Source organism: Lactococcus sp. bn62 (assembly GCF_029492705.2).
In the GTDB taxonomy this organism is placed as follows: domain Bacteria; phylum Bacillota; class Bacilli; order Lactobacillales; family Streptococcaceae; genus Lactococcus; species Lactococcus petauri.
In genome coordinates this window covers 730,721-748,395 of sequence record NZ_CP120417.1, presented here as the reverse complement: position 1 = coordinate 748,395, position 17,675 = coordinate 730,721, and the positions used below count along the sequence as shown (strand labels likewise).

The following is a 17,675-nucleotide window of genomic DNA, read 5'->3' as shown; positions in this document are numbered from 1 at the left end:
TCGTCAGCTTTTTAAGTTAAACACGCCCTAATATTTTTTTCATACCTTGAATAAGTTTATATTTTACAGGGTTTGGATAGTAGGAGAATTCTCCTACTTTTTGTGTGATATAGCCCCCAAAATTTTGCTTAAATTTCAAAACACCATCACTGCCATCAAAGTTTCCTGAGATACCATAAAAATTATAGGTTTTCATCTGACGCTCAATTGCATGAAGCATGGCTGTATGCTGCATAAGGAAAGGGCCACCTAACTTGCCATAAGCGCCGTCAGATCCACCATAAAGGTAAAGAAATTCTTGATTGACTTCAATAAAGACACCAGCTGCAATTGCGACTCCATCTTTATAAGTAATCAAAAATTCGATTTTATTGCCAAAAGCCTTATAAAGTTCTTGATAATAGGCCAAATCTTTGGTTGCAAAATGACGCTTTTCACCTGTGTTACCAATCAAACGTTCCACTTCAAAGAGTTCTTCATAAGTAGCTATTTTAACTGTTACTTCATTTTTTATCGCTTTTTTAACGTTACGTTTTGCGTTAGAGTTGTAACTCTTGAGAAGTTCTTCTTCACTGTGTATTTCAGAAAGATCTTTGATGTATTGCCATTCGGCAACGGCATCCTGCTCTTCATAACCCACATGTCGCCCATTGTAAGTTAAGCCAAGCTTTTTCATTTCTGAAATGAAAGACTCATTAGCTTCTTGAAGCTCTTGACCTTTGCTGTCATAAACCATATAGTCGACAGCTGGACGTATCTTCACTTCTAGAGCTTGCTGATTTTTCGCATATTTTTTTAATTCTTGAATAAAACAGTTATAGACCATCTGATCAAAATTGCCAATAGGGCCAAAGTTAATTTCCAACTTTGCACCGCCTGAAACAGAAACAGAAGTCATAAGTGCTGCCATTTTAATCTGGTCATTGACTTTTACAGCGAGGAAAATCGGTTTATAACCACGTTTTTCCAACATTTCTGCCATTTGTGGGGTTTGTAAAAATGACTCCGTTTTTTCAGCTGCAAAAGCTGTAAATTGTTCTTGTGAGATTTCTAAGAATTCCATTATTTTCTACCTAAAAGTGTCTTAACCATACTTAAAACTTTGTGTTTAACTGGTTTTGGATAATAATTGAAATAACCAACTTTACGTACAACATACCCTGCAAAGTTCTGTTTGAAGTGCAGAACACCATCTGTACCGTCAAAAGTTCCAGCTACTCCAAAGAAATTATAACTTTTCACGCCTTTATCAAGGGTTTTCTTCATTACGTAATGCTGAATAGCAAACGGCGCATATAGCTTTTTAAAAGCTTCATATGATCCACTAAACAGATAGATAGTTTCACTTGCACCATAGATAAAGAGTGATCCCGCTAAGATAATATCCTCGCGCCCATGTTGAACAATAAATTCACGCGCTTCTGCTAAACGAACTTTTTGAGTTTCTAGCTGGCTTTCTAACTCTTTGCGTTTACCTTCTTTTTTCGTTTTTTCAATCTGTCCAGTAAGTTTATCCATTTGAGCTAAAATTGCCGCTTCATAGTCTGCGAAATTAATCTCAGCCACTAAAAACTCTGCCTTGTCGCCAAAAGTTTTATAAAGACTTTGGTAGTAAGGCAAATCATGATCATCATAACCACGGCGTTCCGACGTTTCTGAAGTAATCTTTTTGAACTTATCAAGTTCTTCATAAGCTAAAGGACGCACTCGAATCCCAAACTGTTGGGTTTTCTTAACAGAGTATTGTCCATCTTTCGTATAAGATTTTAAAAGTTTTTTATCATCTGCGATATCAGAAAGATCTTTCACATAGTGCCATGTAGACTCGCCACGTTTGTTGTAACCAACTTCTAAGCCCGTATGTTCGTAATTCAACTCCTGCATTGATTGAATAAACTGCTTGTTTTCGGCAGTCAACGCATTACCTGTACTATCAAACTCTTGATAATTTGTATTAGGAATAACTAAAAGTTCCATGCCACCATGGTCTTTAACAAACTGACGTAATTCTTTGTAGAAAAACTTTTCTACGTCTTCTTGGTACTCTTGGTAAATTGGGCCATACTGGATTTCGTAGTGTTTTCCTCCAGTCATATTTTTTGCGCCCAAAAGAGCAGCCATTTCAATTTTATCTGATTGGACAGCCAACAAAGTTACTTCCCAGCCGTTTGCCATCATCAGCTCTGCCATTTCAGGAGTCTGTAAAAAACTCCCTTGGCTTACATTTTCATTGAATTGAGCGAATTCTTCAGCTGAAATTTCTCTTAATTTATAATTCAAAACATATCCTTATTTCTTTAGTGATTTTATTTATTATAGCAAAAAAGACTGAATATTTCAGCCTTTCCTTCTAAATAGAAGTGTTTTTTCCTTTTGTAAAAGTTGATCTTTGTCTTGAAGTAAAACAAAGAGGAGAGTAATAATGAAGACAAAGTCAGCAAGGAATAGAAGATAATTGAGCAATGAAAAATCATGAATTCCAAAGCTAACAGCATCTACAGCGTGGCTTATATTGCTCAATAAGAACAAAGACAAAGCTACAAAAAAGATTAATCCAATCCCATAATTGGATAAACCAGTATCGCGTAAGCGACGTGTAAATAATGCAAGTGTGGGTAACAAGAAGCCGACTGCGATAAGAAAGAGTAAGGCAAGCATCATCCAGGTCGCAATAAATGCACCTCCGAAGAGGATGTTTTCAAAGAAATGAATCCCCACAAACATTACTCCTAGCACTGCAAATACCAGAGCAAATATCAGTTGAACAAACCAAAAACTTAGGCGACTTGTTCTTCCTCTGAAGGAAACATAACCGAGAAAATAGTTTTTGATCGCTTGCAAAAAGTTTTCTTTACCATTTTCTTCTATCCGTGCTGGTCCATAAGTTGGTGCTGAAAATTCTGGTAAGTCCGCTGCAGCTTGAGCACCAGGCAGAGCATTCAAAATAAGAATACCGAAGAAACCACCAAAAGGAGCTAGAATTACAAAAATCAATTCCCAAGGAAGACTAACATCGCGTAAGCGACGTACGGCTATAGCCAAGAAAGGGCAGAAAGCCACTAGACCATAACATATCCATAAAGCAATGAAAAAATATAAAAATACAGACCACAAATCTGGTAAAACATCACTTGATAAAAGATGGAACAAAGTGGCAAAGGCAAGTAGGACAACTGTCACTAAAATATGGCCTAACATTGCGAGCCAATAGTCTTTTCGACTGGTTCTTTCTTTAAAAGAAATATAGCCTAACCAAAATTTTTGATAGGATTGTTTGAACTCTTTCAAATTAAACATAATCTCCTCATTTCATTAATAATCGTTTTGCTTGCGCGAGAGCTTCTACTGTTATGTCATCTCCAGCTAACATTTTTGCTACTTCTTCAACTCGCTCTTCCAGTTTCAATTTTCTTACTGTTGAAGTAGTGACATCATCTGTCGACGCCTTTTCAATATAAAATTGTGTATCCGCAATAGCCACCACCTGTGGTAAATGTGAGATAGCTAAAACTTGACCTGCTTGAGCGATTTTATAAATTTTTTGAGCAATAGCTTGGGCTACTCGTCCAGATACACCTGTATCAACCTCATCGAACACAATCGATGTTTTATTTTCACGTCTTGAAAAACTTGATTTAATAGCAAGCATCAAGCGTGAAAGTTCGCCTCCTGAAGCCGTTTTGGCCAAGGGTTTGAACCCCTCACCTGGATTAGTTTGAATATAAAACTCTACTTGTTCATTACCCTTGCTTGAGAATTTCCCACTCTCAAACTGTACAGAAAAATCAGCTTTTTCCATATACAAATCAGCAAGTTCCTTTTTAATATCTGTCTCTAATTCTTTCGCGATTGCATGACGTGCTGTGTTAAGATGTTCACTTGCAATTAGTAATTCTGCTTGCGCTTCTTTCAGTGCTTCCTCAAGGCTCTCACTATTTTCAGTTCCACCCATCAAATCTGAGAGTTCAAGTTGGATTTTTTCCAAGGTTTTCAACACGTCAGAAAGTTCTGGACCATATTTTTTTCGCAAAGTATTCAAAATGAGAATTCTCTCTTCGATTTGCAAAAGTTCTGTGGGATTAAACTCTATACCTTCAATTGCTGTTGATAACTTGGTTGAAACTTCCTCAAGCAAGTAATAAGCATCCATCGTTTTATCAGACAAATCTTGGTAATCTTGATCAAATTCTGCAACATTTTCGAGTTCTGCCATGGCTGTACGTATTCCGCTCAGACTTGAAAAATCACCCTCTTCATCGTCTAAAGCCAAATAGGCTGTATTTAAAGCATCTGCTATATTTTTAGCGTTGTTCAGCTTATCACGGCGAATCTGCAATTGCTCATCTTCTTTTAGATCAATCTCAGCTGCTTCAATTTCTTCAACTTGAAACTGCAAGATTTCGATACGTTGGGCAAATTCTTGTTCGTTCTTTTGACGTGTTTCAAGTGCTTGACGAATTTTTTTATAATGCTCAAACTTAACTTGGTATTCTGCCTTAATTTGTTCAAAATTTTCATCACCAAACTCATCAAGAAGTCGAAGATGGTGTTTAGCATTCATCAATTCTTGATTGTCATGTTGCCCGTGAATATCAACCAAAAGCTCGCCGATTTCACGTAAGGTAGTCAGATTTACCATTTGCCCATTCACCCGACAAACAGAGCGCCCATTAGCAAAAATATCACGGCGTAAAATGAGCTCAGTACTTCTTTCAAGGCCCAAGTTTTCTAACTTTTGATCCAACTCTGCATTTTTCCCTGCAAAAAATAGACCTTCAATTTCGGCCTTATCTTTACCTGTACGGACAAAATCACTGGAACTCCGTCCACCGAGTAAAAGTCCCATAGCATCAATAATGATTGACTTACCAGCGCCTGTCTCCCCAGTCAAAATGGTCATCCCACTTTCAAAAGAAAGATGAATCTCTTCGATAATCGCAAAGTTCTTGATAGAAATTTCTTGTAGCATACTTTTTCCTTTTACAAACTTAATTCGTCATAAACGGTATTTGCTTGCCGTCTTGTTTCACAAATAATCAAAATACTATCATCGTCCGTCATAATAGAAAAAATCTTCTTATTGTAACGATTGATGAGGCTTTTTTTAATCACACTGGTCGTCCCTGGTTTAGCAGTGATTGAAATCATATTATCATGCATCTTCAATTCTAAGATGGCCTCATTGGCTAACTCATTATGCAGCAGGTCCTTTTGTTCTTCATCATGTTGTTGGGGCAATGCGTAACGATAACCCCCACGACTTCCAGGAATTTTAATTAGGGCAAGTGACTTAATGTCACGAGAGACTGTGGCTTGTGTCACATCAATATCATTAGCCAAAAGATCTTGGACAAGCTCATCTTGTGTTTGTACTTCTTTAGTTGTGATGAGTCTTGAAATAAAATCAAGGCGTTCTTCTCTTCTCATACTAATGTTTCCTTTTCTGTTTGGAGTACAGCTTCAATATCAACAAGAGGCGCCACTGTAGCTGTCTCTTCTTTTTTTAAGTGCACTAGAAATTCAACATTTCCTGCGCCACCTTTAATTGGTGAAAAGGTGAGATTTTTGACTGAAAATCCAGTACTCAAAGCTTTTTGAATCACTTTGTCAATCGTTTGCTTATGAACCTTTGGATCTTTAATGATACCATTTTTCCCCACTTGCTCACGACCAGCTTCAAACTGTGGCTTGATCAAGGCAGCCACATCACCATCTTGAGCTAAAATATCAAACAAAGGCGGTAAAATCAAGTCAAGTGAGATAAAGCTCACATCAATCGAAGTAAACTCAGGTTGTCCTTGCGTAAAATCATCTAAGACAGCCTTGCGGAAGTTAAACTGTTCCATAACAACCACACGCTCGTCTTTACGAAGTTTCCATGCCAGTTGGTTTGTCCCGACATCGAGGGCATAGACACGTTTGGCGCCGTTTTGTAGCATAACATCTGTAAAACCACCAGTTGAAGCTCCAATATCCAAGCAAGTTTTATTTTCTACAGAAAGTCCAAACTCTAAAAGAGCTTTTTCTAATTTCAAGCCACCGCGACTCACATATTTAAGTTTTTCACCTTTGAGTCTTAGTTCTGTTGCTTCTTCTATCTTTTGTCCTGGTTTGTCAAAGCGTTCCCCTGACTTGGCATCTACTACTAAACCAGCCATAACTCCCCGTTTTGCTTGTTCTCGCGTTTCGAACAAGCCTTGATTTGCTGCTAAAACATCTACTCTTTCTTTCATTTTATTTCTAAACTTTCTATAATTTCGACAATTTCAGCACTTGAAGTTATTTGTGCCAAATCACTTTTCACAGCCGTTAATAATTCTTCTAAAGCTTCTTGAGCTCCTTTTAATCCGAGTAAGGCCACATAGGTTGACTTTTCTTCTGCTTGGTCCTTTCCAGGCGTTTTTCCTATTTCTTCAAATGTTCCCGTAACATCAATAATATCGTCACGTATTTGGAAAGCTAAGCCTAGATTTTGACCAATTTCTCTTAGTTTTGCGATTACTGCTTCAGACTGTTCAGCAATAATTCCAGCAGCAACAAAAGGAAAGGTTAACATTCTTCCTGTTTTCAAATGATGAATTTTCTTTACTTGCTCTAAAGATAATGTTTTTCCTTCGCCATCCATATCTAAAATTTGTCCAGCAACCATACCCAAAGCACCGCTTGCAAAAGAAAGTTCTTTGACTAAGGAAACAACCATTGCAGCTGGTAAAGAAGCAGTAGCCAATAGATAGTAGGGATCTAAAAAGAGCGCATCTCCCGCCAATATCGCTGTTGCTTCATCAAACTTTTTATGATTGGTGAGCTGACCTCGGCGGTAATCATCATTATCCATAGCGGGTAGATCATCATGAATCAAGCTGCCCGCATGAATCATCTCAACAGTTGTCGCCACTTGATAATGTGCTGTTTCAAGTGTAACTCCTAGTGATTCTAACATCTTCAGAAACAAAAGTGGACGAATTCTTTTACCTCCTGCAGCAAGTGAGTAAGTCACAGCATTTGCAAGATGTTGAGGAACATCAGCTTTTTTATAAAATTTTATCAGCTCTTGATTGAGCCTATTCATATCGGTAATCATTAGTTATATTATCCCATTTCACAGAAATAATGTCCAATAGAAAATAGAGTACCTCACTCTTACATAATTTCTCAATACGAAAAAAACGTTCTTTAAAATAAGGAACGTTTACGTGCACTTAAGAATTATAGACCGAGTTTGCCTTTTAAGCCATCTACGAGCCCTTGAGCTTGTTCTTTCATATTTTCTGGAGTATATTTATCCACTTGCTCATCAATAACTTCTTCTGCTTTTTGCTTTATATCCTCTGGCACGTTTGAAGCCAAATCTTTTGCTTTATCTACAAGGTTATTTAAATCCATAATTTCTCCTTTTTTATAGTGTTATTATAACACAAGTGCTGACATACAAATCAATGATTCGTACTGAAGCGAGTTTTATTCAAACATGATCAAAATTCAGTGTCACAAGTCTTTATTGACAATCATTTTGTCCAGAACACCATGTTTTCAGGACATTTTTCGTTAACACTTCGATGTTTTTTAGCGTTACTTCTTTTTCCATTGCTTTTGCTAAAGGAAGCACCTTTCTCTGAATGCTATAACTTGCCAGTAAGACCTTATTCATCTCTCCTAAATCCTCCGATAAACTGCCACAAAAAGCGATTGTAGGGACATGATATTTCGCTCCCAGCTTTGCCATTCCAAACGGAACTTTGCCCTTGGCTGTTTGGAAATCCATCTGCCCTTCGCCTGTAATAATCAAATCCGCCGTTTTGATTGCTTCTTCAATCTTTAAAAGCTCAGCTATTTTATTAAATCCAGGCTCAAGTGTACCCCCTAGTAGGATAAGAGCACCACCTAAACCACCAGCTGCACCTGTCCCTGGAATCTTTTGTAAATCAATCTTTCTCTCTTTTTTTATCTTTTGGACAAAAGCTTGTGCAGCTCTATCCTGTTGTTCCAGAATTTCTGCTGTACCACCTTTTTGCTTTCCAAAAACTTTGGCATATCCTTCAGCGCCAGCATAAACATTAGTAACATCTGCTAGGCCTGTAATTTTTATCTCCGAAAAATCTTCAGCTTCTAGAGCTTCCAAAAGGCCCAACCCACCATCAGAGGTGCCACTCCCTCCCAGGCTTAAAATAATCTCAGTCGCTCCTCTTTTTTTAGCATCAAGAAATAAAGCGCCAAGTCCGAAAGTAGTGGCTTCTTGGATTGTCTTTTCGTTTGGTTTAATCTTATTGATGCCAACAACTTCAGCTGCCTCAATCACAGCCAGACGCTCGTCGATGAGCAAATAGGAAGCACGCATGGGATGTTGCATTAAATCAACTGTTTTAACATTAATAAGATTCCCACCTAAACCAGATTGAAGAGCAGACACACTTCCTTCGCCCCCATCAGCAATTTCAAACGTCTCAACATTGATTTTGGGAAATGCAGCTAAAATCCCATTTTTTACTGCCTGATTCAACTCAGCACTCGTGGCTGATCCCTTGAAAGAATCTATTGCTACTACAACTTTCATATTTTTTTCCTCACTTTTACTTGCTAGTGTTATTATAGCACCAAACCTTTGTGTAAAAAATTAATTCAGGAAGCCATAACAAAAAAAAGATTGCCTAAGCAATCTTTTTATTCTCCTAAAAATTCACTCTCAGATCCGTCTTTTCCGACGATTTTTACCAGTGTTTTTTCGGCTTCATTTAATGTTGTTTTGAGTTTTTCAGAAAGGAGCATTCCTTTTTGAAATTCAGAGATGGCATCTTCTAAAGCCACATCTCCGCTTTCTAGTTTTTTTACGATTGTTTCGAGTTCTGCTAAATTTTCTTCAAATTTTGCTTCTTTTTTTGTTGCCATATGTATCCTTTACTTTATTTCTGCATGAACGGTGCCATCACTCAAATCGATATTCACTGTCTCACCAGCTCGAACATCGTGAACACTCTTTATAATTTTACCATCATTCGCAGTTACCACTGAAAAACCACGCGCCTTGATTTTACTAATATCCATCAACAGAAGCGCCTGTACCAAGTTATCCACTTGATTTTTCTTTTGCTCATAGCTTTTTGCAAAAGCAGGTACTAGTTTTCCTGATATTAGTTCATAGCGGTGTTTCTCACGACTCAGCTTAGTTTTAGTTAAATTTTGTAAACGACTCGTGAGGTGATCGATTTTCTGAATATGTCCATCATAGAGACGCTCCGGCTGACGAAAAACAACCGAATTTGATAATTTTTCCACCCGTTCTCTTTGGACCTTGATGAGGTGTGTTACACGATTTCTCATACGAAGTTCTTGGTCATTTGACCAAGCAAGCAAATTTAGTTTTGTATTAGGAGTTGCAAGTTCAGCAGCGGCTGTTGGTGTAGCTGCTCTGCGATCTGCAACAAAATCCGCCAAGGTCGTATCCGTCTCGTGACCGACCGAAGAAATAACGGGAATACGAGACTCAAAGATAGCACGAACGACAATCTCTTCGTTAAAACACCAAAGGTCTTCGATCGATCCTCCTCCACGTCCAACAATAAGAATATCGATATCAGATCGATTATTCACTGCTTCAATATTTGCGGCGATTTCTTCCGCAGCGCCAGCTCCTTGAACTTTTGTCGGATAGAGTAATATCTGACTCATCGGAAAGCGGCGATTTACGGTAGTAATAATGTCTCGAATAACAGCTCCAGAAGGACTAGTAATTACTGCAATTTTTTTGGAAAAAAGCGGCAACTCTTGCTTCCATTGTGGATTAAATAATCCCTCCGCTGTTAGCTTTTTCTTCAACTGTTCAAACTTAACTGCCAAAGCGCCGATACCATCAGGTACAATATTTTCAATATTAATAGAATAAGAACCTGATGGAGCATAAAGACTGATACGCCCTGTTACAAGCACCTTCATTCCATCTTCAAGTTTAAAATCGAGCTTTTTAAATTGACCTGCCCACATCGTTGCTTGTATGACAGACTTTTCGTCTTTAATTGCAAAATATTGATGATTAGGTCGTTGGCGAAAGTTAGAAATTTCTCCGGTCAAATAAACGCGTTCCAAATATGGATCGCGATCAAACTTTGCTTTTAAGTATTTTGTTAGAGTTGATACGGTTAAATACTCTGTCATGCCTTAATCTTTCTAAATCCACTGCTTATCTACATGTACTGACTTGTAAATAAATCTGGACGAAATTTTCTTTTTTATTTTACGGAGGCTTCTGCTGCACGTACAGTCTGTTCCATCAACATAGTGATTGTCATCGGACCCACGCCTCCAGGTACTGGCGTGATTAATCCAGCAATTTCTTTCACCTGTTCAAAGTCAACATCTCCATGAAGTTTTCCATTCTCATCACGGTTCATACCGACATCAATAACTGTTGCCCCTTCTTTTACATCTTCTGCTTTGATAAAACGGTCTTGGCCAATGGCTACGACTAAAATATCAGCAGAACGTGTAAGTTCAGAAAGATTTTCTGTACGTGAATGTGCAATAGTAACAGTAGCATTAGCCATCATCATCAGTTGTGCCATCGGTTTTCCAACGATATTAGAGCGTCCCACAACAACAGCTTTTTTTCCTGCAAGTTCAACATTATAAGCACGGAACATTTCCATGATTCCTGCTGGTGTTGAAGGAATCATTAATGGCGCTCCGCTCCACAATTTACCCATGTTTATTGGATGAAAGCCATCTACATCTTTTTCAGGAGAAATCGCGAGTAAGACTTTTTCTTCTGATATATGTGAAGGCAGCGGCAACTGCACAAGAATTCCGTGCCAAGAGTGATCCTCGTTAAAGCTTTCAATAAGCTCTAACAGCTCCGCTTCAGACGTTGTTTCAGGAAGCCGAATCACTTCTGACTTAAATCCAAGCTTTGCAGCTACACGCTCTTTATTTCGCACATAAACTTGACTGGCTGGATTTTCTCCAATCAAAATGACAGCGAGTCCTGGCTGAATGCCTTGTTCTTTCAGTTTGATAACTCTATTTTTGAGTTCTTCTTGCATCTTTTCAGCAAGGGCTTTTCCATCAATTATTTTCATACTATTTATTATATCAGACTCCATAAATATGTGCCAATAGGTGTTTCGTGATTCGAAAAAATTTTTCGGGAACGTTCGTTTTCAGCTAAAGTACCAGAATCTGGCTATTATTTTTTGATAATTTTGATATTAGGATGATTTTTGATAATCCTTTTTAAGTTATAATACTTAAACTTGGTCGGTTTATTGCTAAGCCATTCCAATATTTTTTGACGATTAGTTGAGGGTTTATCAGCAACAAAAATATGCTTGAACCTCAATTCTTTCAAGTTAGGATTTTGATTGTCCGAAGAATCAACAAGCGGCATGAAATCCTTTTTAGCTGATAGTGTAAAGCTAAATGTGGAAACAACATCGGCTAGAAAAATAAGCACTAGTATAAATACAAGTGTATCGCCTGTTACTGTTAGTAATCCCCTCAAAAAATCTTGGATGACTGGATTAATAAGCTTGATCAATACCAAACCACCTATACCCCAAAATATAGAAATAGGAAGAGCTACCCTTCCTTGAAAATTTAAGGGAAGATTTGAATAATCCCATAACTTCATGTTAAATAACTTTTCCAATATCCAGCTGCCGATATATTCAATAAGCGTAACAATTAAGACGATAAATAAATAGAGTAGAAAAAGATGATGGGAATTTTGAATATCTCTTGTTAAAAGAAGAATCGTAGCGATACTGCAGCCATAAACTGGGCAATACGGACCCAAGAGTACACCGCAGAAAACAAGGCGTTTATATTTAACTAAACAATAGACTGTCTCCCAAAGCCAGCCAATAACCGAATAGATTATAAAGGTCATAAAAAGATTCATTTTCATCCTCCATTACATAAACTTTTCAAAATAATAATCAAATTATCAGCTAAACCTCTGATTTAGTGATAGAATAAAAGTATAAATCAACCCGGAGTCCATAGTGTATTTACCATGGACTCCTTTTTTTGTTTAAATTTATCTGTTTTTATTATAGCAGTTTTATTATTTGAGTTAAATCTCTCCTCTAACTTTTATCTTACTTATCCCTTTCATGATGGCTGAGAAAAATCAGCTTCGATGCTTATCTCTTTGCTGCTCATTTCATATCTCGCAAGTCTAGAACTTGACCTTAGGTAGCAAATGTGAAATAATGATAATATAATAAAGAAGGACTAAAGTATCACTCGCCGGAGCGATGCTTATCAGAGTCATGCCAACTAACTTTAGGCCTTGTGGTTAGTTGACATGACTCTTTTTATTTATCACTTGCTAGCTCTTTTCTGGTCCTTTAACGCTAGCTCAATAATCTTTTCGAAAGAGGTGTAATATGTCGTGGATTTTTTTATTTCTAGCGGGAATCTTTGAAGTTGTTTGGGCTTCAACAATGAAGTTAAGTCAAGGTTTTTCTATCATCAAGTATGATATTTTAACGATTATCGGAATGCTTGTTAGTTTTGGATTTTTGACCTTAGCTATGAAGAAACTTCCTTTAGGAATTGCTTATCCCATCTGGACAGGAATTGGAGCTGTCGGGGCTATCTTAGTGGGTGCCCTTATCTTTAAGGACAAGGTCCCTTCACTGACTTGGGTCTTTGTTCTGATGCTTGTTGTTGGACTAATCGGGATAAAAGTTACAAGTGGTCATTGATTTGTCTCGGCTTTCTAGAGGAAAACAAAAAACCTAGCTTTAAATTAGGCTTTTTTGTTTGCTCTTTTCCATACTGAAAAATATTTCCCATAGAGCGCTGTCGCCAAATAGAAGATGATGGTGAGAAGCATCGGCAATGCACTAGCAGAGTAGCCTTGTGCAAATGCTGTAGCCCATAATACAATGGTTACAATATTAGAAAGTAACCATAAAGAGTAACTGTCACCATAGCCTTTGAAAACGAGTAATGAAGCTGTTGCGCCAATAATCAGCGTAATAGAATCCCATAAAGGGTTCGTATCCCCCAAATGTGCATAAACTTGCATCATTGGCCACCAAGCGATTAGCATTAAAGCTATTGCAATAAACCAACCTTTGACCGTCATAAACTTCACACCGTTTTCAATACGATGTCCCCAGGTTTTCCAAGTCAGGATTAAAGGAATATCAATAAAGGCGATAAAGACGATTTGATCTAAAACAGAAGCATAATGTCCTGCAGTCCAATTAATATAAATAAAGCCGAAAGCGCTAATTAATCCGAGTAAACCATTAATCGGCCGCCCAATCATCATATAGACCGTACAAGCCGAGCCTACAAGAGTCGCAAAAAGTGTAATCACAGACAATAAAGTTATTGGCGCCGTAAGAAAAAAAGCAAGCTGTACGCCTATGATAAAAGCCAGCATTACGCTGCCAGCTGTATTGATAGATTTGAGTTCATGTTTCAACCAAATAATATAGTTTTTCATTGTTCCCTCTTTTTAATTTGATTATTAAATTATAACACGGACGGGAATGAAAAAACGAATTTCTTTTACGAAATACACAAAAAAATGAAACAATTTCTGTTCCATTTTTCTCTTATGCTTGTTCTTCTAGTGCTCGTTCTATGTCTAACTGACGAATATTATGAGACGCCTCAAGCATTTCGACACGACGTACTGAACGTGGTAAAAACTTCCTAATGTCATCTTCATTGTAGCCCACTTGCAACCTTTTATCATCAAGGATCAAAGGGCGACGCAATAATGTACGATTTTCCTCGATTATCTTAACCAGCTCATGAAGGGAAAGGCGTTCAAAATCCAAAGATAAGCGTTTGTAAGCACGACTTCTTGTGGAAATAATCTCCTCTGTTCCATTTTCCGTTAAAGAGAAAATCTTAAGAAAGTCTTCGGGATCTATTTTGTCAGTTATCAAGTTGATTTCTTCGAATTCTAGTTCGTGATTCGTTAGCCATTCTTTGGCTTTTTTGCAAGAACTGCAAGCCATGACAGTATATACTTTAATCATATCCCTTCCCTCACTTTTCTTAATTTTATCTCATATGTATTTAATATAATTATATCATTTTTAAAGTCATTGTCAAATTACTCAACTTAGGACTTATTTTTAAATGAAAATGTAATGAAAAAAAGCCGCACAAAAGCAGCTTTTATTCTTCATAGACACGGTAAATTCTATCTGATAAAAGACAGATAACTTCGTAGCCAATCGTATGACGCCAGTTGGCAATATCTTGAACAGTAATCTCTTTATCACCATTTTTACCAATCAGTGTGACCTGTGTACCCATCTCATAGTTTTTCGGCAAACGTATCGTCATCTGGTCCATCGAAATCCGACCAATAATTTCACAGTATTGCCCATCCACAATGACCTTAAAGCCTTGCATATCACGGGTCCAACCATCCGCATAGCCAATAGACACAGTCCCTACATAAGTATCTTCTTCTGCACGGAAAGTTGCCCCATAACCCACAGTGTCTCCCTTGTGGATCTTTTTAACGTGCGTCAACTCAGAATGCAAGCTCAAAGCAGGTTCCAACTCATAAGGGAGAGCAAGTTCATCACCACTTGGGTTTAAACCATACATTGCTAAACCAATACGTTCAATATCTTGCACTTCTTGATTTTGCCACAAGCCAGCCGCTGAATTTGTCGAATGGACATATTTTGGACGACGACTCAATTGACTAACTAAGGCATCAAATTTTGCCTTTTGTTCTTTAAACTGTGTCGTATCTTCTTCATCAGCAGTGGCATAGTGTGTAAAAATGCCTCGCACACTAATATTATATTGGTCTGCTAGCTCGATAATTTGATTAGCTTCCTCTGCTGTTGTCACACCGATTCGGCCCATACCTGTATCGACAGCGATATGGATACGCAAACGTGAAAAGTGTTTATTTTTATTTGAATCAATGACTTGTTGGAGCCACTTTAAACTTGGTGCTGTTAAAGTAATATGCTGACTGGCTGCAATTTCTGCATGGTCAGGTACAATACCAGACAGTACAAGTATTGGTTTAATAATCAACTGTTGACGCAACTCGATGGCTTCATCAAAGTTGGACACACAAAAACCATCCACAAGACCATCAATATGCTGCGCAACAGCAACTGCTCCGTGACCGTAAGCATTCGCTTTTACAACAGCCCAAAGTTCTGGTTTATCACCGATATGTTCGCGCATTTTTTTGACATTATTTTCAATTGCGGATAATTTAATAATCGCTGGTGTATGGCGATGTGGTGCTGCTTTCATATTATTTACCTTCTTTTTATACTCAATCTTTGCTTTCAAGAACAACCATAGCAACTGCTTCTAGATTACTATGTGAAATACTTAAATGTGCTTGTCCAGCAAAGGGATGTTCTAGAAAATATGGTTTCCCTTTTTCATTTTTAGAAATTTCTATATGATGAAAGGAAAGCTGACTATCAAAGCCTGTTCCTAAAGCTTTTGAAAAGGCTTCTTTTGCTGCCCAACGTCCTGCTAAGAATTCCGCTTGACGTTTTTTTGAAGTAAAACTTGAAAAATGAGCAAACTCATTTATTGTCAAAACGCGCTGTGCAAATTTATCATTGCGTTCCAATGCTTGGACAATGCGCGATATCTCGACATTATCTGTTCCTATACCGTAGATCATTTTTCTATTATACCAAATTTTCAGATACTTTATTTAAAATCATTCTTCTTATTCTAAGCTTAAAGAGTTAAAAATAGGCTGAGCTTACACTCAACCTATTTTTTTATTCTGCAATGATGACTTGCTCACCAGAAACCGCTTCTTCAGGAGCTTCGATATAGATGTGCTTAAATTCATCAGAATTTGTAACAACAACTAAAGTTACTGGTGACAAGTTAGCATCTTCAATCATCTTTAAGTCTGCTTCTAAAAGCAAGTCGCCTTTAGTAACCTTGCTTCCGTCCGTTACTTTAGTGATGAAGGGTTTACCCTCTAATGACACTGTATCTAAGCCCACATGAATAAGCACTTCTACACCGGACTCACTAAGTAACCCAATCGCATGTTTAGTAGGGAAAACTGTCGTCACTGTACCATCAAATGGTGCAAAAACTTTCCCATCACGAGGCTGAATACCAAAACCTTGCCCAAGCATCCCTTTAGAAAAAACTTCATCTTCTACTTTCGCTAAAGGAATAATTTTCCCTGACATCGGTGAAGCAACTGTTTTTTCAAGATTTACAACAGCAGGTTGTGCTACTGTTGCTGCGTCTACATAGTTGTCTGCTTTATCTTTTTCAGATTGAGGAATGCCGAAGAAGTAGGTAGCAACAAAACCACCAACGTAACCACCAATTAAACCAAATACGTAAATCAACCAACGGTTATCTGCAATCAAAGGTATTAAAGCAATCCCACTTGGACCAATAGCAATGGCACCAACATGACCGAGTGACCCGATAATAGCACCGCCAATACCTCCACCAATACAAGCTGTAATAAATGGACGTCCCATCGGAAGTGTAACACCATAAATAAGAGGTTCACCAATGCCTAAGAAACCTACAGGTAAAGCACCTTTAACAATTTCGGCAAATTCTTTATTTTTACGTAAACGTACCCAGAGTGCCAAAGCCGCACCGACTTGACCAGCTCCGGCCATGGCAAGAATTGGAAGCAAGGTAGTTGAACCCGTTTTGTCAATCATTTCAATATGAATCGGTGTAAGAATTTGATGCAAGCCAAACATAACCATTGGCAGGAAGAGAGCACCTAAGAGGAAGCCAGCAAATCCACCACCAACATTAAGTACAGCGTTAATCCCGCCTACTAAAGATGTCGAAATTGTTCCCGCAACAGGCATGATGAAGAAAATCGTCAAAAGTCCGATAGCAAGGAGAGAAAGTGTAGGCGTAACGATAATGTCAATCGAATCCGGAATAACTTTCCGTAAATTCTTTTCCACAAGAGATAAAAGCCATACAGCAAAGATTACGCCAATAATCCCACCTTGTTGTGCAGATAACGGCTGCCCTGTAAAGATATTGTTAATTGGTGCTTCTGGTGTAATCCCAGTCAACATAGTCACAGCACCAATAACACCCCCAAGTGAAGGTGTTGCCCCAAACTCGGTCGCTGCATTAATCCCCACATAGATTACCAAATAAGCGAAGATACCCTTTTGAATCACACCTAAGACAGCAACAATCTGTGCAAAAGTCGCACCATCAATCGTGCCAGCGGTGATTAAGTTTGCAAGGATAGAAGCAATACCACCAATAAGTCCGGCACCTACAAAGGCAGGAATCAACGGTGTAAAAATACGTGAAATCGAGTTCAGTACTTCTTTTATCTTTGAAGGTTTATTGTATTTTTCCTTGGCTGCCTTTTTGGTTTGAGCTGCCCGATCTTCAAGACTGAGTCCTGCTGAGTGTGGAAACTGTTCGCCAAGCTTAACACCCACAGTATCAACCATTTTTTGGGCTACCTTGTTTACTGTCCCTGGTCCAACGATAACTTGTAGAGTTTCACCTTCAACAACTCCCATAACACCATCAATAGCTTTAAGTTTTTCAAGATTTACCTTTGTTTCGTCAATCATTGAAAGTCGAACGCGCGTCATACAATGAACTAAACTTTGAACGTTTTCTGGTCCACCAATTTCTTCGTAAATTTGCCGTGCAATACGTGTTACTTTATCTTCTGCCATCTTCATCTCCTA

Annotated in this window: 19 protein-coding genes; 1 reads left to right on the top strand and 18 read right to left on the bottom strand. The window is 38.0% G+C overall.

The genetic code is table 11. The features are described from left to right. Positions 1 to 16: 16 nt before the first annotated feature. The 13 genes from P3G65_RS04055 to P3G65_RS03995 all read right to left on the bottom strand — a co-directional run bounded on the left by P3G65_RS04055 (position 17) and on the right by P3G65_RS03995 (position 11,887). Complete coding sequence (locus tag P3G65_RS04055) at positions 17 to 1,063, bottom strand: peptidoglycan bridge formation glycyltransferase FemA/FemB family protein (RefSeq protein ID WP_019292007.1); 1,047 nt, start codon at positions 1,061 to 1,063, stop codon at positions 17 to 19. After that, positions 1,063 to 2,280 carry an aminoacyltransferase gene (locus tag P3G65_RS04050; RefSeq protein WP_019292006.1) on the bottom strand — a complete coding sequence of 406 codons (1,218 nt, stop codon included), beginning with the start codon at positions 2,278 to 2,280 and terminating at the stop codon, positions 1,063 to 1,065. The genes P3G65_RS04055 and P3G65_RS04050 overlap by 1 nt, the downstream gene beginning before the upstream one ends. A gap of 57 nt (positions 2,281 to 2,337) precedes the next feature. Next, positions 2,338 to 3,297, bottom strand: coding sequence for a DUF805 domain-containing protein (locus P3G65_RS04045; protein WP_284071335.1), 960 nt, complete (start codon positions 3,295 to 3,297; stop codon positions 2,338 to 2,340). Between the two features lie 7 nt (positions 3,298 to 3,304). After that, the gene (recN, locus tag P3G65_RS04040) at positions 3,305 to 4,969 is read right to left on the bottom strand and encodes a DNA repair protein RecN (RefSeq protein WP_019292004.1); all 1,665 of its coding nucleotides are present in this window, start codon (positions 4,967 to 4,969) and stop codon (positions 3,305 to 3,307) included. A gap of 11 nt (positions 4,970 to 4,980) precedes the next feature. Further along, on the bottom strand, positions 4,981 to 5,427 hold the full coding sequence (locus tag P3G65_RS04035; protein ID WP_019292003.1) for an arginine repressor: 447 nt from the start codon (positions 5,425 to 5,427) through the stop codon (positions 4,981 to 4,983). Beyond that, complete coding sequence (locus tag P3G65_RS04030; RefSeq protein WP_019292002.1) at positions 5,424 to 6,233, bottom strand: TlyA family RNA methyltransferase; 810 nt, start codon at positions 6,231 to 6,233, stop codon at positions 5,424 to 5,426. The genes P3G65_RS04035 and P3G65_RS04030 overlap by 4 nt, the downstream gene beginning before the upstream one ends. Continuing rightward, positions 6,230 to 7,081 carry a polyprenyl synthetase family protein gene (locus P3G65_RS04025; RefSeq protein ID WP_019292001.1) on the bottom strand — a complete coding sequence of 284 codons (852 nt, stop codon included), beginning with the start codon at positions 7,079 to 7,081 and terminating at the stop codon, positions 6,230 to 6,232. Before P3G65_RS04025 ends, P3G65_RS04030 begins: the two co-directional genes overlap by 4 nt. Positions 7,082 to 7,206: 125 nt before the next feature. After that, complete coding sequence (locus P3G65_RS04020; protein ID WP_019292000.1) at positions 7,207 to 7,383, bottom strand: hypothetical protein; 177 nt, start codon at positions 7,381 to 7,383, stop codon at positions 7,207 to 7,209. Between the two features lie 112 nt (positions 7,384 to 7,495). Beyond that, positions 7,496 to 8,551 (bottom strand): glycerate kinase, encoded by a 1,056-nt coding sequence (locus P3G65_RS04015; protein ID WP_019291999.1) that lies wholly within the window; start codon positions 8,549 to 8,551, stop codon positions 7,496 to 7,498. 107 nt (positions 8,552 to 8,658) lie between these two features. Further along, positions 8,659 to 8,883, bottom strand: coding sequence for an exodeoxyribonuclease VII small subunit (locus P3G65_RS04010; protein WP_014024456.1), 225 nt, complete (start codon positions 8,881 to 8,883; stop codon positions 8,659 to 8,661). 9 nt (positions 8,884 to 8,892) lie between these two features. Then, on the bottom strand, positions 8,893 to 10,146 hold the full coding sequence (xseA, locus tag P3G65_RS04005) for an exodeoxyribonuclease VII large subunit (protein ID WP_019291998.1): 1,254 nt from the start codon (positions 10,144 to 10,146) through the stop codon (positions 8,893 to 8,895). Positions 10,147 to 10,220: 74 nt separating this feature from the next. After that, a complete protein-coding gene (locus tag P3G65_RS04000; RefSeq protein ID WP_019291997.1) occupies positions 10,221 to 11,066 on the bottom strand; it encodes a bifunctional methylenetetrahydrofolate dehydrogenase/methenyltetrahydrofolate cyclohydrolase in 846 nt (281 codons plus the stop codon). 107 nt (positions 11,067 to 11,173) lie between these two features. After that, entirely contained in the window at positions 11,174 to 11,887 is a 714-nt protein-coding gene (locus tag P3G65_RS03995) for a hypothetical protein (RefSeq protein WP_195917747.1), read from the bottom strand. 490 nt (positions 11,888 to 12,377) lie between these two features. On the opposite strand from P3G65_RS03995, the gene P3G65_RS03990 reads away from it, so the two are divergent. Next, complete coding sequence (locus tag P3G65_RS03990) at positions 12,378 to 12,698, top strand: multidrug efflux SMR transporter (RefSeq protein WP_019291995.1); 321 nt, start codon at positions 12,378 to 12,380, stop codon at positions 12,696 to 12,698. Between the two features lie 44 nt (positions 12,699 to 12,742). Here the strand turns inward: P3G65_RS03990 and pnuC are convergent, their stop codons facing one another. From pnuC to P3G65_RS03965, 5 genes are all read right to left on the bottom strand, one after another. Beyond that, positions 12,743 to 13,450, bottom strand: coding sequence for a nicotinamide riboside transporter PnuC (gene pnuC, locus P3G65_RS03985; protein ID WP_017369001.1), 708 nt, complete (start codon positions 13,448 to 13,450; stop codon positions 12,743 to 12,745). Between the two features lie 112 nt (positions 13,451 to 13,562). Continuing rightward, positions 13,563 to 13,994 carry a Spx/MgsR family RNA polymerase-binding regulatory protein gene (locus tag P3G65_RS03980; RefSeq protein WP_019291994.1) on the bottom strand — a complete coding sequence of 144 codons (432 nt, stop codon included), beginning with the start codon at positions 13,992 to 13,994 and terminating at the stop codon, positions 13,563 to 13,565. Between the two features lie 142 nt (positions 13,995 to 14,136). Then, entirely contained in the window at positions 14,137 to 15,249 is a 1,113-nt protein-coding gene (gene alr / locus P3G65_RS03975) for an alanine racemase (RefSeq protein ID WP_019293757.1), read from the bottom strand. A 22-nt stretch (positions 15,250 to 15,271) separates the two neighbouring features. Next, on the bottom strand, positions 15,272 to 15,634 hold the full coding sequence (acpS, locus tag P3G65_RS03970) for a holo-ACP synthase (protein WP_019291992.1): 363 nt from the start codon (positions 15,632 to 15,634) through the stop codon (positions 15,272 to 15,274). Between the two features lie 103 nt (positions 15,635 to 15,737). Then, the gene (locus tag P3G65_RS03965; protein ID WP_019291991.1) at positions 15,738 to 17,663 is read right to left on the bottom strand and encodes a glucose PTS transporter subunit IIA; all 1,926 of its coding nucleotides are present in this window, start codon (positions 17,661 to 17,663) and stop codon (positions 15,738 to 15,740) included. Positions 17,664 to 17,675: the final 12 nt, after the last annotated feature.